This window comes from Mesorhizobium sp. 113-3-3, assembly GCF_016756495.1.
Taxonomy (GTDB): Bacteria; Pseudomonadota; Alphaproteobacteria; order Rhizobiales; family Rhizobiaceae; genus Mesorhizobium.
In genome coordinates, this window is the sequence record NZ_AP023243.1 from 4,544,629 (window position 1) to 4,563,923 (window position 19,295).

Annotated in this window: 17 protein-coding genes; 11 read left to right on the plus strand and 6 right to left on the minus strand. The window is 63.4% G+C overall.

All coding sequences use genetic code 11. The features are described from left to right. Positions 1-3: 3 nt before the first annotated feature. Positions 4-3,384: a DUF3971 domain-containing protein gene (locus JG746_RS22315; protein WP_202354700.1), complete on the minus strand. Its 3,381-nt coding sequence runs from the start codon at positions 3,382-3,384 to the stop codon at positions 4-6. A 95-nt stretch (positions 3,385-3,479) separates the two neighbouring features. Between JG746_RS22315 and JG746_RS22320 the strand changes: the two genes are divergently transcribed. After that, positions 3,480-3,947 (plus strand): peroxiredoxin, encoded by a 468-nt coding sequence (locus JG746_RS22320; protein ID WP_202354701.1) that lies wholly within the window; start codon positions 3,480-3,482, stop codon positions 3,945-3,947. A gap of 55 nt (positions 3,948-4,002) precedes the next feature. Here JG746_RS22320 and JG746_RS22325 read toward each other — a convergent pair whose 3' ends face one another. Together JG746_RS22325 and JG746_RS22330 are read right to left on the minus strand one after the other, a co-directional pair. Further along, positions 4,003-5,145: a GNAT family N-acetyltransferase gene (locus JG746_RS22325; RefSeq protein ID WP_202354702.1), complete on the minus strand. Its 1,143-nt coding sequence runs from the start codon at positions 5,143-5,145 to the stop codon at positions 4,003-4,005. Then, the gene (locus JG746_RS22330) at positions 5,142-6,140 is read right to left on the minus strand and encodes a sterol desaturase family protein (RefSeq protein WP_202359433.1); all 999 of its coding nucleotides are present in this window, start codon (positions 6,138-6,140) and stop codon (positions 5,142-5,144) included. Before JG746_RS22330 ends, JG746_RS22325 begins: the two co-directional genes overlap by 4 nt. Positions 6,141-6,646: 506 nt before the next feature. Between JG746_RS22330 and JG746_RS22335 the strand changes: the two genes are divergently transcribed. Together JG746_RS22335 and JG746_RS22340 are read left to right on the plus strand one after the other, a co-directional pair. After that, positions 6,647-7,474 carry an FkbM family methyltransferase gene (locus JG746_RS22335; protein WP_202354703.1) on the plus strand — a complete coding sequence of 276 codons (828 nt, stop codon included), beginning with the start codon at positions 6,647-6,649 and terminating at the stop codon, positions 7,472-7,474. Positions 7,475-7,634: 160 nt separating this feature from the next. Beyond that, positions 7,635-8,939 carry a M23 family metallopeptidase gene (locus JG746_RS22340; protein ID WP_202354704.1) on the plus strand — a complete coding sequence of 435 codons (1,305 nt, stop codon included), beginning with the start codon at positions 7,635-7,637 and terminating at the stop codon, positions 8,937-8,939. Positions 8,940-9,006: 67 nt separating this feature from the next. On the opposite strand, the gene JG746_RS22345 is transcribed toward JG746_RS22340, so the two are convergent. Beyond that, the gene (locus JG746_RS22345) at positions 9,007-9,171 is read right to left on the minus strand and encodes a hypothetical protein (protein WP_202354705.1); all 165 of its coding nucleotides are present in this window, start codon (positions 9,169-9,171) and stop codon (positions 9,007-9,009) included. A gap of 148 nt (positions 9,172-9,319) precedes the next feature. On the opposite strand from JG746_RS22345, the gene JG746_RS22350 reads away from it, so the two are divergent. The 6 genes from JG746_RS22350 (at position 9,320) to JG746_RS22375 (ending at position 14,673) form a co-directional block, all read left to right on the plus strand. Next, entirely contained in the window at positions 9,320-10,759 is a 1,440-nt protein-coding gene (locus JG746_RS22350) for an FAD-binding oxidoreductase (protein WP_202354706.1), read from the plus strand. Beyond that, entirely contained in the window at positions 10,756-11,499 is a 744-nt protein-coding gene (locus JG746_RS22355) for a FadR/GntR family transcriptional regulator (protein ID WP_183458557.1), read from the plus strand. The genes JG746_RS22350 and JG746_RS22355 overlap by 4 nt, the downstream gene beginning before the upstream one ends. Further along, positions 11,496-11,939 carry a VOC family protein gene (locus JG746_RS22360; protein WP_202354707.1) on the plus strand — a complete coding sequence of 148 codons (444 nt, stop codon included), beginning with the start codon at positions 11,496-11,498 and terminating at the stop codon, positions 11,937-11,939. Before JG746_RS22355 ends, JG746_RS22360 begins: the two co-directional genes overlap by 4 nt. An 84-nt stretch (positions 11,940-12,023) precedes the next feature. Continuing rightward, complete coding sequence (locus JG746_RS22365) at positions 12,024-13,052, plus strand: ABC transporter substrate-binding protein (protein ID WP_202359434.1); 1,029 nt, start codon at positions 12,024-12,026, stop codon at positions 13,050-13,052. Between the two features lie 68 nt (positions 13,053-13,120). Further along, entirely contained in the window at positions 13,121-13,921 is an 801-nt protein-coding gene (locus JG746_RS22370) for an ABC transporter ATP-binding protein (RefSeq protein WP_446721052.1), read from the plus strand. After that, on the plus strand, positions 13,918-14,673 hold the full coding sequence (locus JG746_RS22375) for an ABC transporter permease (RefSeq protein WP_202354708.1): 756 nt from the start codon (positions 13,918-13,920) through the stop codon (positions 14,671-14,673). Before JG746_RS22370 ends, JG746_RS22375 begins: the two co-directional genes overlap by 4 nt. A gap of 52 nt (positions 14,674-14,725) precedes the next feature. Here JG746_RS22375 and JG746_RS22380 read toward each other — a convergent pair whose 3' ends face one another. After that, a complete protein-coding gene (locus JG746_RS22380) occupies positions 14,726-15,940 on the minus strand; it encodes a M20 metallopeptidase family protein (RefSeq protein ID WP_244730379.1) in 1,215 nt (404 codons plus the stop codon). Between the two features lie 10 nt (positions 15,941-15,950). Continuing rightward, on the minus strand, positions 15,951-17,129 hold the full coding sequence (locus JG746_RS22385) for a M24 family metallopeptidase (protein WP_202354710.1): 1,179 nt from the start codon (positions 17,127-17,129) through the stop codon (positions 15,951-15,953). A 216-nt stretch (positions 17,130-17,345) separates the two neighbouring features. On the opposite strand from JG746_RS22385, the gene JG746_RS22390 reads away from it, so the two are divergent. After that, on the plus strand, positions 17,346-18,512 hold the full coding sequence (locus JG746_RS22390) for an ROK family transcriptional regulator (RefSeq protein ID WP_202354711.1): 1,167 nt from the start codon (positions 17,346-17,348) through the stop codon (positions 18,510-18,512). Beyond that, positions 18,509-19,273 (plus strand): ATP-binding cassette domain-containing protein, encoded by a 765-nt coding sequence (locus JG746_RS22395; RefSeq protein ID WP_202354712.1) that lies wholly within the window; start codon positions 18,509-18,511, stop codon positions 19,271-19,273. Before JG746_RS22390 ends, JG746_RS22395 begins: the two co-directional genes overlap by 4 nt. Positions 19,274-19,295 lie beyond the last annotated feature (22 nt).

Sequence of the window (19,295 nt, forward strand, 5' to 3'; positions counted from 1 at the left end):
CGTTTACCGATATTCGAAGATCGACCTGAAGATGCCCGGGGCGATCACCGAGAGCGGGTTGACGTCGAGCACCGGCTTGTTGGCATTGCCCCTCAGCCGGTAGGTGACGCCGATCAGGCCACGGTCGCGGCCGTTGCCAAGCAGCGCGCCGACAATGGGCAGTTCGCCGAAGATGCGGTTGAGGCCATAGACCGGCATGAAGGTGCCGGTCATGTCCATATTGTTGTTCTGGTCATAGAGGATGCCCTGGAACGTCGTGCCGATGCGCGGGCCGCGCAGCACGCCATTGGCCAGCTTCAGATAGCCGCCGCCTTTCTCGATCTCGGCGTAGCCGCGCTCGAACTTGACCCGCGACGTATCGAGATTGCCCTTGACCGCCTGGTTGAGGCTGCGGTTGTCGCCGGCCGGCGTGGTCGAGACAATGGAGGCGAGCTTTGGTTCGTTGACGATGAAGAAATTGCTGGTGTCGACCTTGCCCTTCATCGGCCCGTCGCCGGCTCCGGTCAGCGCCAGCATGATCGAGCCGCCTTCCATATGCTCGTAGACGTTCAGGAACCTCAATATCGCGCCGGCGTCCGCTGACTTCACGTTCAGCGAGCGCCGGCCATCGCCGGTTGTGTTGCTGATGGTGATGGCCGCGCCCGAACTTGCCGTGGCGCTGACCTTCAGGCCGTTCACCCTCGAGCCCGCCGCGCTGTAATCGAGCTTCAAATTGGACAGTTGCTCGTCATGGAAGCCGGTGAGCTGCTCGACATCTGCGCTGACGGAAATGTTGTCTGTTCCGGTCGTCTTGGTCGCGGTATCCACATCGGACGTGAACTGCTTGATGAGCGAACGGGCGTCGAGCGCGTTGCCATTGATGTCGACGGCATAGCCCTTGCCCGATCGTTTCACCGCAATCGCGACATTGTCACCCCGGTTCAAGGTGACCTTGCTGAATTTCGCCGACGACAGGGCGCCGTTGACCAGCACGATGCTGCCGTCGATGGAGAATGTTTTGCCGTCGAGGTTGAAATCGGACAGTGTCGTGGTCTCGCCGGCCTTGGTCATGACGAAGGTGACGCTGGCGGGAACCCCCGCCCCCTTGCTCCAGCCGGCCCAGGGAATGTCCAGCCTGGCATTGGTCAGGTCGGCCGAGACGTTCTGGTTGCCGGTGCCGCTCTTGTCGATCGCGACCTTCACCGTTCCGCCAAGCAGCGGCGTCAGGCCGGGCATGGCCGCGGCACGGACCTTGTCGTCGAGCACCAGGGCCACCTTGCGGCTGCGCGACGGCCCATCGTCGGCCAACGGCTCGATAAGGTCGAGTTCGGCAGGAATGCCGTTGAGCGATGCCTTGGCGGAGATCACCGCCTTTTCGGGGTCGACGGTGATCGAGCCGTCGGCATCCGTCAAGGTCTGTCCCTCGAGCGGCTTGGCCAGCGACAGGCCGGTGTAGTCGAGCGATACCAGCCAGTCGAGCTTCGAGGTATCGACGCCTGACTGCAGCGGAATGTCGGCCCGGACATGGCCGGTGACGCTGCCGGACAGGTCCTCCGGCAGGAAGCCGACATGGCGCATGGCGTTGATCGGCTCGTAGGAGGCAAGTTCGGCGACAGCCGGCGCCTCGCCCTCCACATCGATGTCGAGGGCGCCGATGACCGGCGGGCGGTTCGCCGCCTTGACCGCCAGGGTGCCGTTGCTGGCCGCCACGGTGCGGCCGCTGGGCATGAAGACGGTGCCCGAGGCGAGCGAGATGTCGACGTCATTGCCGTGGAAGGAAACGAAGCCGACCGCGTCGCGTATCGGCGGAATGCGGCCGGCCGTGTCAAAACGCGAGCCTTCGATCTGGAAGCGGCCGAACACCTCGTCGGCCGAAAGCGGCACGCCATTGCCGAGGCGATCCGGCACGACATGGAACTGGAGGTTGGCATCGACGACGCGACCGCCGAACAGATTGTCGAGCACCCAGAGCCGCGCATTGCGCGCCGAAAACCACGGCCATAGCTGCTTGACGTGCGAGACCGGCATGTCATGGACGTTGAGCGCCAGATTGATCCCGGGGGCCTTGCCGTCAACGAAAGCCACGGCCGCGGTGCCGAGCACCTCGCCGGCGGCGGCGGACCGAACCGCGATCTGCTCAGCCACCAATTTATGGCTCTTGGTCTGATAGACGCCGGCGATGCGAGCGAGGAAGGCGAGAGCGGGCTCGGGCGATTCCGACGGCGCCAGGGTCGAACCGTCGCTGGTCAGGTCGTAGCGGTAGGAGGGCTCCTCGCCCGCCGCCCCTGTCGCCGGCTTTGGCCCGATCGAGCCGCCGAAATTGAAGGAGGACCGGCCGGTCTTCAGCAGCAGCCTGTCGACCTGGATCTTGTTGCTGCCATGGACAAGCGTCGCATCGACATCGACATCGGCGGGCAGCAAGCCGCGCGTGCCAAGATCGAGCACCGACCCGGCGGACGACAGGGAGGCCGTCAGCCGCGATTCATTGGTGCCGGATCCTTCCACTCCTGTCAGCTTCAACGCGATCGCGCCGAGCTTCCCGGCGCCGGCGGCAGTGTCGTCGGCAGCCGCCAGATCGACATTCGCATTCAGCGCGGTCACGCGATGCGCGGCGACATCGCGGGTGGCGGCGGCGGCAACCTTTACCGTCCTGCCGTCAACATCGGCCTCCGAGGAAAACTCCATGGCGCCCGGCCCCGACTGAACGACAGTGGCGTCGGCGATCTTGACCAGCTTGATCGCCCCCGCGTCGGGCAGCACGAATTCGACATTGCTGAGATCGATCCGGCGCATGGAATCTTCCCGCACGGCGTCGAGCGCGCGATGGATGTTGCCGAACACCGCCTCGGACAGTTTCTCCGGATCGACGAGGCCGTCCTCATTGCGCAATTGCGCTGTCCAGTCGCCTCCGGACGGCATCGCCGCCACCATGATGCGGGCATCCGAGATCCTGGCGCTGGTCAGCCGCACCTCTCCCCAAAGAAGCGGGATAAGGCGCATGCCGAAGCGGACGCGGCCGGCGTCCGCCATCGGTTTGCCGTCCGATGTCTTCAGGCTGACGTCGCTGACTTGAAGCGCGACGAAGCTCGAACTGTCGAGCGTGATGCGCGCCGGCCCGACCGCCACATCAACATCGACACCAGCGAGCTTCTCGATGGCGGTCTCCGCCTCGGCCCGAAGCCGCTCCGAGCCGACCCCGGATGCCCCGATCAGATAGACAACGACGGCGGCCAAAAGCATGAACGCGACGATGCCGGCGAACACGCGCGACAGGATGCGGAATCCGCGGCCAATCGACGCCTGACCGAGCGGCGGAACGCGGCACGCGGACGGCAGGGCTCCCAGGTCGGTGATCTCGTCACGCCTGAACCTGATCTTCTCGTGCTGCGGTTGCTCCTGATCCACGCAATCTTCCGTTGTACAAATTCGCTCGTGGACGAATCCCCGGTCGACACTATATCGGTGTGGCTTCGCGCGTAACCTCAAACAAGGGCATCGATATGGCTGACCTCGACGTGGGCGATCTTGCGCCGCAATTCGACCTGCCCCGCGATGGTGGCGGCTCTCTAAGCCTTTCGTCCTCGTCCGGCAAACCCGTCGTCCTCTATTTCTATCCGCAGGACGACACGACGAGTTGTACGCAAGAGGCAATCAGCTTTTCGCGGCTGAAACCCGAGTTCGAGAAGGCCGGCGCCGTCGTGATCGGCCTGTCACCCGACAACGTCAAGAAGCACGACAAGTTCAAATCTAAGTACAATCTCACCGTCGACCTTGCCGCCGACGAGGAGCGCAAGGTGATCGAGGCCTACCATCTGTGGGTCGAGAAATCGATGTATGGCCGCAAATATATGGGCGTTGAACGGGCGACGTTCCTGATCGGTCGTGACGGGCGGATCGCAAGGATCTGGCGCAAGGTCCGGGTCAAAGGCCATGCCGAGGAAGTGCTGGAAGCCGTTCGCGCGCTCTAAGCGTCAAAGCCCAGGAACGTAATCGGCAATTCCGCTCGCACCGAACGAGGCGTCCTCACTCGTCTGACGTTTCAGCCTTCGGCTGCCGCCGTGTCCGCCAGGATTTCGAAACATGGTTCACATGATCGGCCAGCGCGGCGAGATGGCCGCGCAGGCCGCGCGCGCCGATCATCGACGACAGCGTGACCGATTGCGTGGCGAAGCGCCGCTTGAAATCCTCGCCGCCGCAGAGAAAATCGACTTTGGCAAGGCTGCGGTCGAGCGACCACTGGATATAGTCCATCATCAGCACCATACCCGGCGAGGCGCGCTCATATTCAGGATCATAGGTGGTGACGAAAGCCATCATCGTGCCGTGCTGTTCGAAATTGATCGAGACGGCCACGATCGTGTCGTCAAGTTCCAGCACGAAGATGCGCAACAGCCCAAGTTCGGCCAGCACCGAGATAAGCGCGGCGAGAACCGGCGAGCCCTTGTCGAACAGGTCCGAAACACGGCCATGCCGGGCGAGCCAAAGGCGCTTCAGCACCGCGACCCGCGCGAGCACCGGCTCGCGTGGTTCGTCCGCATCCAGCAGGCGGAAACGCAATGCACCGCCTTCCTCCATGAACTTGCGGCCACGACGGTAGTTCTGCCGGGCCTTCTTGGACAGCGTCTCGAACCATTCCGCCCCACTCTGCCAGGGGCCCGCGACACGGTAGCTGATTTCAGTGCGGTGGTTGGGCCGAAGCGCCGTGCCATGGTGCGAGGCCGGGTCGAGCAGGGCGTGAACACCGGCATCCGGCAGCAGACGGTTGAGATAGATGAGGTCGAAGCCGCCCTGATCAAAAACGTGCTGCCAGAGGCGGGCGATCACCTGCGGATCGCTGTCGGGCGCAACCAGCGCGTCGCCATAGTCACTGTGATCCTTCGCCGCCCATTCGAGTATGCGGATGCCGGAGCGCTTGAAAGTCGCAAGCGCGATGACGCCGTCGAGCCGGTCGCCGTTCCAGGCAAGCCCGATCCTGAGCGTGCGCCGCTCCTGATGCGGGGTGGTGCGCCACCAGGCCCCGATCCAGTCCGGGTGCTGGAAGACAAGTCCGCCGGCTCGCTGCCAGAGCGCGGCCCAGGCCGGTGCGATCTCGGCCAGGCGCGCCGCCGATGTCACGACTTCGAAGGTGCGTGTCCGCGGGATGGCGAGCACGAAGGGAGCGTTCATGGCCGTGTCCCTTCTTCCGATGATCGCGTGGTCCTTGGCTTTGCACGCCGGATGCGCCTGGCAATGTGTCCCCACATCCGCCTCAGCGGCATGACGTAGAGGCCGGCGAGCGACTGGTAGTCACGCACGTCGCGGTCGACCAGTCCGAACTTGAAGTCCTCGTCGGGCCTCGGCACGCACAATGTTCCGAAGAGCCGGTCCCAGAACGAGAAGAGCAGCCCGAAATTCTTGTCATAGTGGCGCGGATCGGTGCTGTGATGCAGCTGGTGCCAGTGAGGACACAGGATCACATTGTTGAGCGGGCCGAACGAGATCTTGAAATGCGTGTGCCTGACGAAATCCATCATCAGGATGTTGCGCATGACATAGACGTTGACGCCAAAGACGGTCAGTTCGACAAGGTTCAGCGAAATCAGCGACCAGATGCCGAAGCAGACACCGACGACGACGCCATCCCAGGCGCGATTCATCAGTTCGTCGAGCGGGTGAACCCGGTCCTTGGTGATCCCCACCATCACCTCGGCCGAGTGATGCACCTTGTGCAATTCCCAAAGCAGCGGATAGCGATGCTGGGCGACGTGATAGAGATAGTAGGAAATATCGTAGGCGAGCAGCATGGTGAGGGTGAAGATCAGCACCGTCACCGGACCCGCCGGCCCTTCGACCAGAGGCGGCTGGAACTGGAACAGCGTCGAAAACAGCCAGTTGGTCGCGTAGCCCACCGCCGAGACGAAGACTATGCCGGCGGGCAGCATCAGGAAGGGCATCAGGGCCTTCTTCGTGACCCAGAACAGCAGGTCGGCCCTCGCCGAGGGATGGGTGATGACCTCATGCGGGACGACGAACTCGAAGAACTCCTTCCAGCTCTTCTCCTCGGCGGTGCGCCAATAGGCAACGAGCGCGCTGACAAAAGCAGTCAACAGCAAAAGCCCGGTCGCCAGCAAACTGGTGCTCGAGATCTTGTCGAGGACCTTGCCAACCAGATCGCCCAGCATTCCTGCCGCCATAGTACCTCCCAAACCCCGGTACTGCTTTTAATCGAAAACCGTCAATTAAAAGCAATCGAAGACAGTTAAGGAATCCTAGACTTTGATCCGCGATCAACGGGCGTTCTACTGGCAGCCGACTGGTGCTCATCGCCATGATTTCACGGCATTGTGGCCGCGCCCTTAGCCGTTTCATGCAACCTTTGCCCGCGCAACGTGCATTCGTCGCCGCAATGGATGCCCCTTGGCTATTTCGCCGCCCTGCCGGGGTCCACTATACACTGCAAAGTCGAACACGGCCTAGCCGAAGCTGCTGGAACCGGCCGGATCATCAGGCCGGCCGTCTTCCGATTTCACCACCCGGTCAGAGCCCGTGCGAAGTTCCGGTCCAATGGTACTTGCCTCCTGCGGTCTGGAGCCAGGCTGGTGTCCGGTGGAACATGTTGCGTTTGAGGTGGCCTTGCCAGAAAGGTGCGAGTATAGGTTGCCCACTACCAGATCGTTGGAGGCCACCCTTGTTTAAATCGCTTGCCAGGAAACTGTTTCCGTCTGTTGAAGCGGCGCCCAAATTAGAAGGAACGATCGAACAAACCGCGCCAACGGACGTTCCGTTCAAGCCCTATATTGCCCGCGATAGAGTGTTCGAAGACCTGGTGTTCGACTTTCACATCGCCAATGAGGTCGGCCATCACTGGTACGCGGCGTCACCGCAGCAGTTCATGCCGGAGCGCAAGTGGTGCTATGATCGGATCAAGCCGGGGATGACGGTCGTGGATTGCGGCGCCCACCACGGCATGATGACCGTGATTTTTGCCAAGCGAGTCGGCCCCACGGGCCGGGTGATCGCCTATGAAGCATTGCCAGAGAATGCCGACGTGATCCGGGCCAACGCGGTCTTGAACGGGTTGCATAATGTGACGGTTCGATCCGTTGGCGTTGGCGCCGCTCCCGCTCAATTTGGTTACGATCGCAACCAGAGCAACATCATGGTGCAGGCCGGCTCGGATAGTGGAGACACCATCTCCATCGTTGACCTGGATAGCGATCTGCCGGGCGATGTTCGTGTCGATTTCCTGAAAGTCGATGTCGAAGGATTTGAGGTTGAGGCGTTGAGCGGTATGAGCCGCGTCCTGGCCATGCGTCCGATAATTGATCTGGAAATCCACAATTTCCTCTCGCCAAATCGAATGGCTTCCCTATCCGCGCTGGCCGCATTCTTTGGTGGCTATCGTTTCACTGCCCTTGGCGACGTCTTCGGCGAAGAGGCGGATATGGGTACAACGTTTAACGTCGACTATCTCTCGCAGTTCGAGAATCCTCACGTCTTCTGCGAGCCGCTTTAGCGGGACGCCTCCCACATCACGGACCGCGAGACGCTGGCTTCCGCGGCGCCAGCGCTCTCGCCCCCCTTGAGTTGCAACGGGTTGCACCAAGTCAACGGACGGTTAACCTTAATGATGTGTAATCAGGCAGTCGTGATGTCGTAAACGAAAGCTTGGTCCCGTGAACGCAACCGGTCAGTCCGCAGTCTTCGGCAGGCGCAAGGAACCCCATACGGTCATCATCGCCCGCGGCAATGAGATCAGGCATTTCACGATCCGGCCCTGGCTCGCGGCATTCATCGGCTCGGCACTGGCCGCCATTGCCATCGGCTACCTCCTGGCGACCTCCTATCTCGTGCTGCGCGACGATCTGATCGGCGCCACCACCGCGCGCCAGGCGCGCATGCAGCAGGCCTACGAAGACCGCATCTCGGCGCTTCGCGCCCAGGTCGACCGCATCACCAGCCGTCAGCTGCTCGACCAGCAATTGATGGAAAACAAGGTCAGCGAACTGATTGAACGCCAGACGCAGCTCAGCCAGCGCCACGGCCGTCTCGGCCCGCTGCTCGAGCGCGCGGAGAATGAGGTCGGCGCCGCGCCCGCCGAGGATTCGGCCGCAACCGCCAAGCCGGACAAGCACGCCGAAGTGACCGGCAGCATTAGCCAGCCCGCGCAGAACTATGCGGTCGCCAGCCTGGGCGCGGATCTGGGTGCCGCCGACACAAGGCCGTTCTCCTTGTGGTCGACCCGTACGGATCCGCTGCCCAGCGATACGGCCGCCGATCGCGCCGACAAGCTGTTCGTTTCGATCAACCAGTCGCTGAAATCCATCGAGAACGAGCAACTCACCCGCATCAGCACGCTTGCGGACAATGCCTATAAGAGCGCCGATGCCATCCAGCAGGCGCTGCAGGCGGCCGGACTGCCGGTCGACAGCGATTTCGGCAAGAACGAAAGCGATGTCGGCGGCCCTCTGATCCCGCTCGACAGTTCGATGATGTTCGACAGCAAAGTCAAGGAACTGGACGAAGCCCTCGACACGCTCGACCAGCTGAAGAAGGAAGCGCGCCAGCTGCCGCTTGCCAACCCCGCCCCCGGCCACTCCGTCACCAGCCCGTTCGGCGTGCGCACCGATCCCATCCTCGGCACCGCGGCGCTCCATTCGGGCATGGATTTCAGGGCGCCCATCGGCATGGCGGCCAAGGTCACGGCGCCCGGCATCGTCACCAAGGCCGGCTGGAACGGCGGCTATGGCCGCATGGTCGAGGTTGACCACGGCAATGGCTTTGCGACCCGCTACGGACATTTGAGCGAAATCGACGTGAGCGTGGGCGAGAAACTGGACGCCGGCGCCATCGTCGGCAAGACCGGCAGCAGCGGCCGCTCGACCGGCCCGCATTTGCACTATGAAGTGCGCCACAATGGCGAAGCGATCGATCCCTTGCGCTTCCTCACCGTCGGCAAGAAGGTCGCCCAGTATCTCTGAGGCGCCGGGCGCCTATCGGCGGACCGATACGCCAAGGCCGGTCAGGTAACCGCCGCCCCGCGGCTTATCATTCCTTCTTCGGATCCTTGTCGCCTTTGCGGGCTTTCCTGCGGGGCGAACGCAGATTTTCGAAGCCCATATAGTGGTCGGTATCCGACGTATTCCACCGGCCGCCCAGATAGATGATTGCAATGGCCGCCGCGAAGACCAGCAAGGCATAGATCGTATCCATACCTCCTATTTAGGGCACAGGGATCGGCCGGACAGCTGTCGGCTTTTCTGTGCAGGAGCCCTCTGTGAGGCTGCCTACCCGTTGACAGCTTTTCAGTTGTAGGATGATATGTATAACCATACGCACCCCAACCAAAGCCGGCCAGACAATGACCATCCACGGCATCTCGCCTGACCTTCTCGCTGCCCTGGAGCATGTGCTGGGGCAAAGCGGCGTGGCCGCCGATACGGCCGACATGGCGAAATACCTCGTGGACTGGTCCGGCGATCATCATGGTGGCGCGCTTGCCGTGCTGAAACCGGCATCGGCCGCCGAGGTGCAGGCCGCGGTTCGGCTGTGCGGTAAGCTTGGGCTGGCGGTGATCCCGCAAGGCGGCAACACCGGGCTTGTCGCCGGCGCGATCGACATCGGCACGGCACCTGGCGCGGTGGTGATCAGCCTGGAGCGGCTGAACAGGATCCGCCTCGTCGACGCCGACAATTTCATCCTGCAGGCCGATGCCGGCTGCATCCTGCAGCACATCAAGGACGCAGCCGACGAGCAGGACTGCCTGTTTCCGCTGGCGCTCGGCGCGCAAGGCAGCTGCCAGATCGGCGGCAACGCCGCCAGCAATGCCGGCGGCGTCAACGTGCTGCGCTACGGCATGGCCCGCGACCTCATTGTCGGCCTGGAAGTTGTGCTGCCCGACGGTGAATTGTGGACCGGCTTTTCCGGCCTGCGCAAGGACAACCGCGGCTATGATCTGAAGCAGCTTTTCATCGGCGCCGAGGGCACGCTGGGCATCATCACCGGCGTCGAGGTCAAGCTGTTTCCGAAACCCGGCAGGGTCGAGACGGCCTATCTGGGGCTCCCCTCATTCGAAGCGGCGGTATCGCTGTTCAGGCGCGCCCGACGCCAGTGCTGCGACCTCATATCCGCCTTCGAGATCATCGGTGCGGAATGCGTGGAGCTGGCGCGCCTCACCGACCCGGACATCGTCGCGCCGGTCGCCGCGCCTGTCCATGTGCTGATCGAATTGTCGTCGAGCGCCGCGATCGATTTGCGCGCCCTGCTGGTGGATTTCCTTGCCGGCCCGATGGAAGAACAACTCGTCACCGATGCCGTTCTGGCCGAGAGCGGCGCGCAGACCAGGGCGTTCTGGGCCATCCGCGAGGGACTGGTCGAGGGTCAGGCCAAGCGCGGCTACCATGTGCGCACCGACCTTTCGGTGCGCATCTCCGACATCCCCACGCTCATCGCCCAGGCCCGCCAGTTTATCGAATTGCGGCATCCGGGCTGGATTTCCCAGGCCTATGGGCACGCTGGCGACGGCAACATCCATTTCAACGTTCTGCCGCCGCTCGACCTTGCCGAGCCCGTTGCCCGCGCCAGGGGTACCGCCATCACCGCCGGCCTCTACGACATCGTCAACGCCCTCAGCGGCTCGATCAGTGCCGAGCACGGCATCGGACGCACCCGCCAAAGCGTCTATTGGACCGGAATGTCCGCAGTCCAGCGCCGGCTCGTCAGCACGCTGAAAGATGCGCTCGATCCGGACGGGCTGATGAACCCCGGCTGCCTCTTTCCCGCGACGGAGACTTCTTCATGAAACAGAGACTGGCCGCCATCGGCACTGTCGAGGCGCTGCCGCACCGGGTCGCGGCCTTCCTCAGCCGCGAGATCGAGTCCGGCGACCTCAATCCGGGCAGCCTTTTGCCGACGGAGCAGCAGCTTTCGGAAAAATTCGGCGTCAGCCGCAACGTCGTGCGCGAGGCGATCGCGCAGTTGCGCGCCGACGGCATGGTCGAGGCGCGGCAAGGCATCGGCTCCTTCGTGCTGGCGCCGGAACAGCGCGCGGCGATCCGCATCGACCGCGAGACGCTGAAAGAGGGGCAGAACATGGAGCGGCTCTTCGAGCTGCGCTGCATCCTCGAGGCGGAATCCGCCGCCCTTGCCGCCGAACGGCGCGAGCAGGAACATCTCGACGCGATTAAGGCGGCACTCGACCGGATGAGCGGCGAAGAGCGCTGGGAAGACGGCAGTATCGATGCCGACCTTTTGTTCCACCGCGAAATCGCCCGCGCGACCGGCAACAGCTACATCCACACCTTCATCTCCTTCGTCTGCGAACAGATCCGCCGCTCGATCTATTACGCGCGGCAGACCAATCCCTTGCACGATCTGGTGGAGGTCAATGTCGGCGAGCATGTGCGCATCTACGAGGCGCTGGTCGCCGGCGACCCGGCAAAGGCGGAAGCCGCGATGCGCGCGCACATCATCGGCGCGGCCAACCGTGTCGGCGTCAAGCTGCCTTCTGCGCGCGGCGAACGCACGGGCGGAGGGAAATGAGCTTGGCCGCCGCAAGCATCACCCGCATTTCCGACGTCTGTCTTCTGGTCGAGGATATCGAGCGGACCGTTGCATTCTATGTCGACAAGCTCGGTTTCCGCCTGCGCCGCCGCGCCGAGGGTTTCGCCGACTTCCACGGCGAAGGCGTGACGCTGGCCGCCTGGGAGATCGACCATATCGGCCAGCATGCCGGCGTCTCGAAACTGCGCTCGCCGCGCCATGCGCACAAGGTCTGCGTCGCCGTCCAGCTCGATGCACCCGGTGACATCGACCGGCTGCATGCCGAACTGACGGCCAAGGGTGTGCCGTTCTATGGCCCGCCCGAAAACTATGTCTGGAATGCACGCTGCGCCTATTTCACCGACCCGGACGACACGCTTTGGGAACTCTACGCCTGGCTCGACGGCGGCCCCGGCGACTATCACGACGAACAGCCGTAGACGACACCGCGCCAAGGGAACGGCGCGCAATGAAGAGACGAAACAGTCTTGCAACAGGAGCGAAAAATGAATGGGAATTACGACATGAACCGCCGCGGCTTCATGAAATCCGGCCTGACGGCCGTTGCCTTGGCATCGGGCGGCATGCAGCTGGTGCTGACCCCAGGCGCGAAGGCCGCCGGCAAGGTCGTCATCCAGTATGACTGGCTGATGTCCAACGGCCAGATCGGCGACATCGCCGCCGTCGCCAACGGCTATTTCAAGGATGCCGGGCTCGACGTGGAATTCAGCCCGGGCGGACCGAACGCCTCGACCGTGCCGCCGGTGATCTCGGGCGCGGCACAACTTGGCCAATTCTCCGAAACGCCTCAGCTGTTTTCGGCGCGCGCCAGCGGCGTACCGGTGAAGATCATCGCCTGCGGCTTCCGCACCGGCCCCTATGCGCTCACTTCGAAGGCCTCTAACCCGATCAAGGGCGTCGCCGACCTCAAGGGCAAGAAGATCGGCATCCAGCCGACGGCACGGTTCGTCATGGACGAGATCCTGGCCAAGAACGGCATGAGCGCATCCGACCTCACCGTCATCAATGTCGGCTTCGACAAGGGGCCGCTGGTGCGCGGCGATGTCGACGCCATTGGCGGCTGGATCACCAACACGCAGGCGCTGAGCGTCGTCGGCGACGACCGTATCGACCTTCTGGTGCGCGATCTCGGCCTGAATTCCTATGCAGATGTCTATTTCGCCACCGACACGGCGATCGAAAAGGACCCGGACACGCTGGCCAAATTCATCGGCGCGGTCGCCAAGGGCTGGGGCTGGGTGCACGCCAACCCGCAGGAGGCGGTGAAGAAGATGGTGGCCGCCTATCCCGAAATGGACCTCGGCTGGGAAGAGAAGACCGTCAACCTGGTGCTCAAACTGTCCTTCGACGGCGCGACGGCCAAGGACGGCTGGGGCACGTTCGACCCCGCCTCGATCGAAGAGCAACTCGCGCTGCTCGACAAGGTTGGCCAGTACCCGAACGGACGCCCGAAGGCGGCCGACGTCTACACCACCAAGATCCTCGAACTTTCGGCCGCCGATCGGCCAAAGCTCGACGCGCCGGCCGCCTAGAGCATGATCCCAAAAAGTGGGAACCTGTTTTTGGAAAAGATCATGCTCCAGCAAAGAACTAGATTGGCATGACGAATAAACGTGATGCCGATCTAATACCGAACGCAATCGAAGCCAGCCGGCTGGACGTCGGCTATGGCGGACGCCAGACGGCCGTCAAGGTGCTTTCCGGCCTCGACCTTGCCGTCGAGGCCGGCTCCTTCCTGTCGATTCTTGGGCCGTCCGGCTGCGGAAAGTCGACCTTGCTCAGGGTGGTGGCCGACTTGCTTGACCCGCTCGGCGGCACCATCAGCGTGCTTGGCGACACGCCGCACGCGGTGCGCTCGCGCAGGGATGTCGGCTTCGTCTTCCAGGACTCGACGCTGCTGCCCTGGCGCACGGTGCGCGACAATGTGCGGCTGCCGCTTGGCGTCGGGCAAGGCAGCCTGACGCGCAAGATCGAGGACCGCAGCGAAGAATTGCTGGAGCTGATGGGGCTTGCCGGCTTTGGCGAACGCCTGCCGCACCAGCTGTCCGGCGGCCAGCGCCAGCGTGTGGCGATTGCCCGCGCCTTGCTTGGCCAGCCAAAGCTGCTTTTGATGGACGAGCCGTTCGGAGCGCTGGACGAAATCACCCGCGACCGCCTCAACGACGAGCTTCTCAATCTGTGGCGGCGCACGGGCACGACGATCCTGTTCGTCACCCATTCGATCGCTGAAGCCGCCTATCTCGGCGAGCGCGTCATCGTCCTTGCCGCCAATCCGGGGCGGCTGGTCAAGGATCTGGACATGCGGCCGCTCAAACAGGACGGCAATCGCTGCACGCGCGAAGACCCGGCCATCGTCGCCGCCATGGCGCAATTGCGCACCGCGCTGGAGCAGGCATCATGAGGCCGGCGCCGCTCTCGCCGCAATTATCCATCGCCCTGCCCGTTCTCGGCGCGGCGTCGCTGCTGCTCGCCTGGCAATATCTGCTGCCGCTTCTCGGCGTGCCGGCCTATATCGTGCCGACCCCGACCGCCATATCAGGCGTCTTCCAGAAGAATTTCGCTCTGCTCATGGACAATCTGAGGCCAACGCTGATTGAGGCGCTGGCCGGTTTCGTCATCGGCAATCTGGCCGCCGTTCTGCTGGCCATCCTGTTCGTGCACAACCGCATTCTGCAGGCGACCTATTTTCCGATCGTGCTGTTCTTCAACACCATTCCGGTCCTGGCGCTGTCGCCGATCATCATCCTGATCTTCGGGCTCGGCATGACGCCGAAGATCGTCATCGCGGCGGTGATCTGCTTCTTCCCGACGCTGGTGAACATGATCCGCGGCCTGGACTCGGCCAGCGACAACGAGCACGAACTGTTCCGCGTGCTCTCGGCGACGCGTTCGGAGATTTTTTGGAGCCTGCGCCTGCCCCGCGCGTTGCCGATGCTGTTCTCCTCGCTCAGGATTGCCTCGGCGACGGCCGTCATCGGTGCCATCGTCGGCGAATGGATCGGATCGGACAAGGGCCTCGGTGCGCTGATCATCCAGGCGAGCTTCAACTACCAGTCGGACCGGCTCTACGCGGCGATCGTGCTGTCGTCCTGCCTGTCGATCGTTCTGTTCTGTGCCGTGGTGCTGGTCGAGCGCCGGGTCATCAAATATTGAGCAGGCATCCAACCGGCTCGTGCAGGTTTGCAAGAGACGGCTTTTGGAGCGCTCAGTCTGTATTTTCCGGCTGCGTTGACAGAAATCCGGTCGCCGCCGCAACCAGCGTGGCTGCGCCAATCTTCATGGCGGCCTCGTCGACGCGAAATTTGGGATGATGAAGCGGATAGACCGATCCGACCGCCTCATTGCGGATGCCGAGCCGGAAATAGACCGAAGGACGCTTCTCGCTGTAGTAGCCAAAATCGTCGGCAATGGTCCAGCCTGATGTGTCGAGAACATTGTCGACGCCGATGCAGGCCTTGCCGCTGACGGCAATCAGTTCGGCCAACTCGCCATCATTGACGACCCCCGGCTCACCCTTGTGGATGGTGAGTTCCACATTGGCTCCGTGGCTCGCCGCCATGCCCTCCAGGATTTCACGAACGCGCCGCCAGGCGCGCTCGCGGGTTACGTCGCTGCCGCTGCGAATGGTGCCCTTCAAGGCGACCTTGCCGGCGATGACATTGTAGGCGCTGCCGCCATTGATGCCGGTGACTGATATGACCAGCGGATCGTAAGGGTCGATCTCGCGAGACACGATCTTCTGCAATTCTCCGACCATGGAGCAGGCCACGGCAATCGCATCAATGCCCTCATAGGGCTTTGCCGCATGGGCCGCCTCGCCGATGACGACGGCGTCGAACGTATCGCACGCCAGCGTGTAGGGACCCGAACGGACCGCGATCTTGCCGGATGGCGTATACGGATCGACGTGAAGGCAGATCGCGGCGTCGATATCGTCGAGCAGCCCCTCTTCCACCACGCGCTTGCCGCCCGAGGGCGAGTCTTCCTCGGCGGGCTGGAAGATCAGGCGCACGGTGCCGCCAAAATCGGCTCTTGATCGATGCAGATGCGCGGCAACCGCGAAGCCCATCGAGGCGTGGGCGTCGTGACCGCAGGCATGCATCACGCCGGGATTCGTCGATGAATAGTCGACACCGGATTCTTCTTCGATCGGCAAGGCATCGATGTCGGCGCGTATTGCTACCTTGCGGTTCGACGGCTTGCCAGTGCCGACTATGTCTACCGACAGGCCAAAGCCCGCGACGTCGCGAATGTCTGATATTCCCTCGCCCGCCAGCATCTGCCTGAGATAGCGCTGCGTCTCCACCTCGCGGTTCGACAGTTCGGGGTTGCGGTGCAGATGGCGGCGGATCTCGATCATCTTGTCGAGGATGCCGGCGTCGATATCGACCGCACCGGGACCGGCAACATCGTCTGCCATGGCCGCCCCCTCAGGATTTGACATGGATCTCTCGCGGGAACTTCGTCAACGTCTCGTTGCCGGCTTCAGTGACCAGAATGGTCTCGCTGACCTCAATGCCCCAGCCATCCATCCACATGCCAAGGATGGAATGGACGACATTGCCGGGTTCAAGCACCGTCTTGTCGCCGGGCCGCAGGCTGATCGTGTGTTCGCCCCAATCCGGCGGATAGGCGACGCCGATGGAATAGCCGATGCGCGACTCCTTCTTCAGTCCGTAGCGCTGGATGACCTTGCGCCATGCGCCCTCGACCGCTTCGGCCGTCGTTCCTGGTCTGACCGCATCGAGCACCGCGTCCATGCCCTCGATCACCGCCTTCGCCGTATCGGCGACGCGCGTCGGCGTCTTGCCGAGCTGCATCGTCCTCGCCAGCCCGGCGGCATAGCGGCGGCAGACACCGGCGAGTTCCAGCGCAATCGTCTCGTTGTCTCCAAATCGCCTGTCGCTCCACATGATGTGCGGGGCCGAGGCGTTCTCGCCGCCGAGGATGGTCGGCGGAAGCGCGGTGATATCGCCGGCAAAGTCAGGGCTGCCGGCGATCTGCGCCGCCTGGATGGCCGCAATCGCATCGCATTCGCGCACGCCGGGCGCGATCACCTCGAAGGCCCGCGCGACAGCCGCTTCGGCGAGCGTCGAGGCCTTGCGCAGATAGGCGATTTCAGGCGCCGATTTGACCGCGCGGATCCAGTTCACCAAGAGATCGGCGTCGTGCCATTTTGCGTTGGGAAGGCCGGCGACGAGGCGTGCGTGCCCCTTCGGCGAGAAGTAGTAGGCCTCGAGCTCCATGGCGATATGCCTGTTTCCCCAGCCCTTGGCGACGATCCAGCTCGCGATCCAGTCCATGGGGTGGCGGTCGGCGCGCTGAACGTGATCCTCCGGGAAGCCAACAACATTCTCGGGTTTCATCCAGGCCGTCAGCAGACCACCGGCCGCGTCCATGGCGCGCCCGATCCAGACCGGCTCAACCTCCTCCAAGGGGACCAGCACCACCTGTGGCGTGTAGAATGACCAGCCATCATAGCCAGTGATGTAGTGCTGGTTGGCAACGTCGTTGACGACAAGGAGCTCGAGACCGCGCTTGGCCATCTCAGCGCGGATTTTGCGAAGCCGCTGCTGGTATTCGTCGCGGGCAAACGGCAGTTCGATCATCTTTGCTCCATGCTGTGTTCAACGGTTGCGAGCTTCGCCCACCATTGAAGCGGTTTCGCCATGGCGGCAATCGGCCAAGGGCGTCACGTGCACAGGTCCTAAGCCCGGTGCGGCTTGCGGCATTCTTCGGTAGATGTTGCTCGCGAATTATTTTTGAATTCCATTTGACTGAATAAATCTTTGATGCGAACCTTGCGTCAACCAGGGGCGCAAGGCATGGCATTGCGGGGGACCAATCAGGAGTTCGGGCGGCCGTACAACCGACGCATCGTGCTTGAATCCATCCGCCTGCATGGACCGATCGCCCGCGGCGAGATCGCCAGCCGCGTCGGGCTTACCGTCCAGACCGTATCGACCATCGTTCGCGAACTGGAAGAACAGGGATACATCCTCTCCCTGCGTGAGGAGCCCAAGGGGCGCGGCCTGCCGCCGGCGACGCTGCGCATCAATCCCGATGGCGGCTATGCCGTCGGCATCCACATCACCCCACTCGGCATCGATGCCGCCTTGATCAATCTGAGCGGCGACGTGATCGAGGGTATTTACCGGGAAGCGCCGAACGCAACGCCGGACCATGCCTTCGAGCTGATCGGCGCGATGGTGGTTGAATTGACCGGATTGCGCGCCGGCGGACGGGTGCTTGGGGTTGGTCTCGCCCTGCCCGGACCGTTCGGTGTCGAATCCATGAGTTTTGTCGGTCCGACCACGATGACCGGTTGGAAGGACGTGGCGCTGCGCGAGCGGCTGGCGGCCTCGACCGGACTGCCGGCCTTCTTCGAAACCGATATGGTTGCGGCGGCCATGGGCGAGCGGCTCTACGGCCTCGGCGCTCAATTCTCCGACTATTACTACCTCTATTTCGGCGTCGGCCTTGGCGGCGTCATGGTCCATGACGGCAGCGTGCAGCGCGGCGCCTGGGGCAATGCAGGCGAGGTCGGCCACATCCCTGTCGTTCCCGGCGGCGAGGCCTGTCCCTGCGGCAACCGGGGTTGCCTCGAAAGATACCTCTCGCTCGAGGCGCTTGGGCGCTGGAACGGCACGGAGGCCGACTGGGTCATGGAAGTCGCGCCGATCTTTCACAATGCGATCGCCGTCATCGAAAACCTGTTCGACCCTGAAACGGTAATCCTCGGCGGGCTGGCGTCCACGGACCTGCTCGAACGGCTGGCTGGTTCGACCGACGGCCTGCACAACTCCGTCTCGGCGCGCAAGGACCGCATCGCGCCCCGGCTGATGGTCGCGCGCGGCGGGCAACATTCGGTGTTGCGCGGCGCCGCCGCCCTTGCGGTTTCAGGTGTGCTGTCGCCGCGCTTCGGCCAGATGTTCGCCGCCGAGCGCGAACGCGGCCGCGATCTTCTGGCGGCCAAGGAGATCGCGGCATGAGCGAACCGCTGCTGGTGCTCGACAACGTCACCAAGAACTACGGCGCGATCGAAGCCCTGAAGGGGATCAGCTTCTCCATCGGCAAGGGCGAGGTCGTGGCGTTGCTGGGCGACAACGGCGCCGGCAAATCGACGCTGGTCAAGATCATCGCCGGCGGGCTGGAACCGACCTCGGGCCGCATGCTGTTCGAGGGCAAGGAGTTCCTGGCGAGGTCGCCGGCCGAGGCGAAGGCGGCGGGCATCGAAACCGTCTACCAGGACCTTTCGCTCTGCACCAATGTCGACGTGGTGGCGAATTTCTTCATGGGCCGCGAGATCACCAGGAAGGTGCTCGGCATTCCCGTGCTCGACGAGCGCGCCATGGAAGCCGTCGTCGGCAAGGCGCTGGCCAGCGCCGGCACCCGCATCCCCTCGCTGCGCACCAATGTCGAGCATCTCTCGGGCGGCCAGAGGCAGGCCATCGAGCTCAACCGCTTCGTCCATTGGGGCGGCAAGCTGGTGCTGCTCGACGAACCGTTCGCCGCGCTGGGCGTCGAGCAGACGCGGCGCGGTCTCGACATGATCCGCCAGGTGGCGAGCCAGGGCATCGGCGTCGTCATCATCACCCATATCATGCAGCAGGCCTTTCAGGTCGCCGACCGGATCGTTGTGATCCGGCAAGGCATCGTGGCCGGCGATGTCGCACGCAACAAAACAAGTCCCGATGCGGTGATCAACATGATCACCGGGGAGACGCTTGCCGGTGCCGGACCGGCGGGCTGAGGGGCAAAGAGGGGTCCGGCGC

Coding starts and splice junctions, on each gene's coding strand:
- JG746_RS22320 (WP_202354701.1), top strand. CDS start 3,480: ATGGCTGACCTCGACGTGGGCGATCTTGCGCCGCAATTCGACCTGCCC.
- JG746_RS22325 (WP_202354702.1), bottom strand. CDS start 5,145: ATGAACGCTCCCTTCGTGCTCGCCATCCCGCGGACACGCACCTTCGAA.
- JG746_RS22330 (WP_202359433.1), bottom strand. CDS start 6,140: ATGCTGGGCGATCTGGTTGGCAAGGTCCTCGACAAGATCTCGAGCACC.
- JG746_RS22345 (WP_202354705.1), bottom strand. CDS start 9,171: ATGGATACGATCTATGCCTTGCTGGTCTTCGCGGCGGCCATTGCAATC.
- JG746_RS22350 (WP_202354706.1), top strand. CDS start 9,320: ATGACCATCCACGGCATCTCGCCTGACCTTCTCGCTGCCCTGGAGCAT.
- JG746_RS22355 (WP_183458557.1), top strand. CDS start 10,756: ATGAAACAGAGACTGGCCGCCATCGGCACTGTCGAGGCGCTGCCGCAC.
- JG746_RS22360 (WP_202354707.1), top strand. CDS start 11,496: ATGAGCTTGGCCGCCGCAAGCATCACCCGCATTTCCGACGTCTGTCTT.
- JG746_RS22365 (WP_202359434.1), top strand. CDS start 12,024: ATGAACCGCCGCGGCTTCATGAAATCCGGCCTGACGGCCGTTGCCTTG.
- JG746_RS22370 (WP_446721052.1), top strand. CDS start 13,121: ATGACGAATAAACGTGATGCCGATCTAATACCGAACGCAATCGAAGCC.
- JG746_RS22375 (WP_202354708.1), top strand. CDS start 13,918: ATGAGGCCGGCGCCGCTCTCGCCGCAATTATCCATCGCCCTGCCCGTT.
- JG746_RS22380 (WP_244730379.1), bottom strand. CDS start 15,940: ATGGCAGACGATGTTGCCGGTCCCGGTGCGGTCGATATCGACGCCGGC.
- JG746_RS22385 (WP_202354710.1), bottom strand. CDS start 17,129: ATGATCGAACTGCCGTTTGCCCGCGACGAATACCAGCAGCGGCTTCGC.
- JG746_RS22390 (WP_202354711.1), top strand. CDS start 17,346: ATGGCATTGCGGGGGACCAATCAGGAGTTCGGGCGGCCGTACAACCGA.
- JG746_RS22395 (WP_202354712.1), top strand. CDS start 18,509: ATGAGCGAACCGCTGCTGGTGCTCGACAACGTCACCAAGAACTACGGC.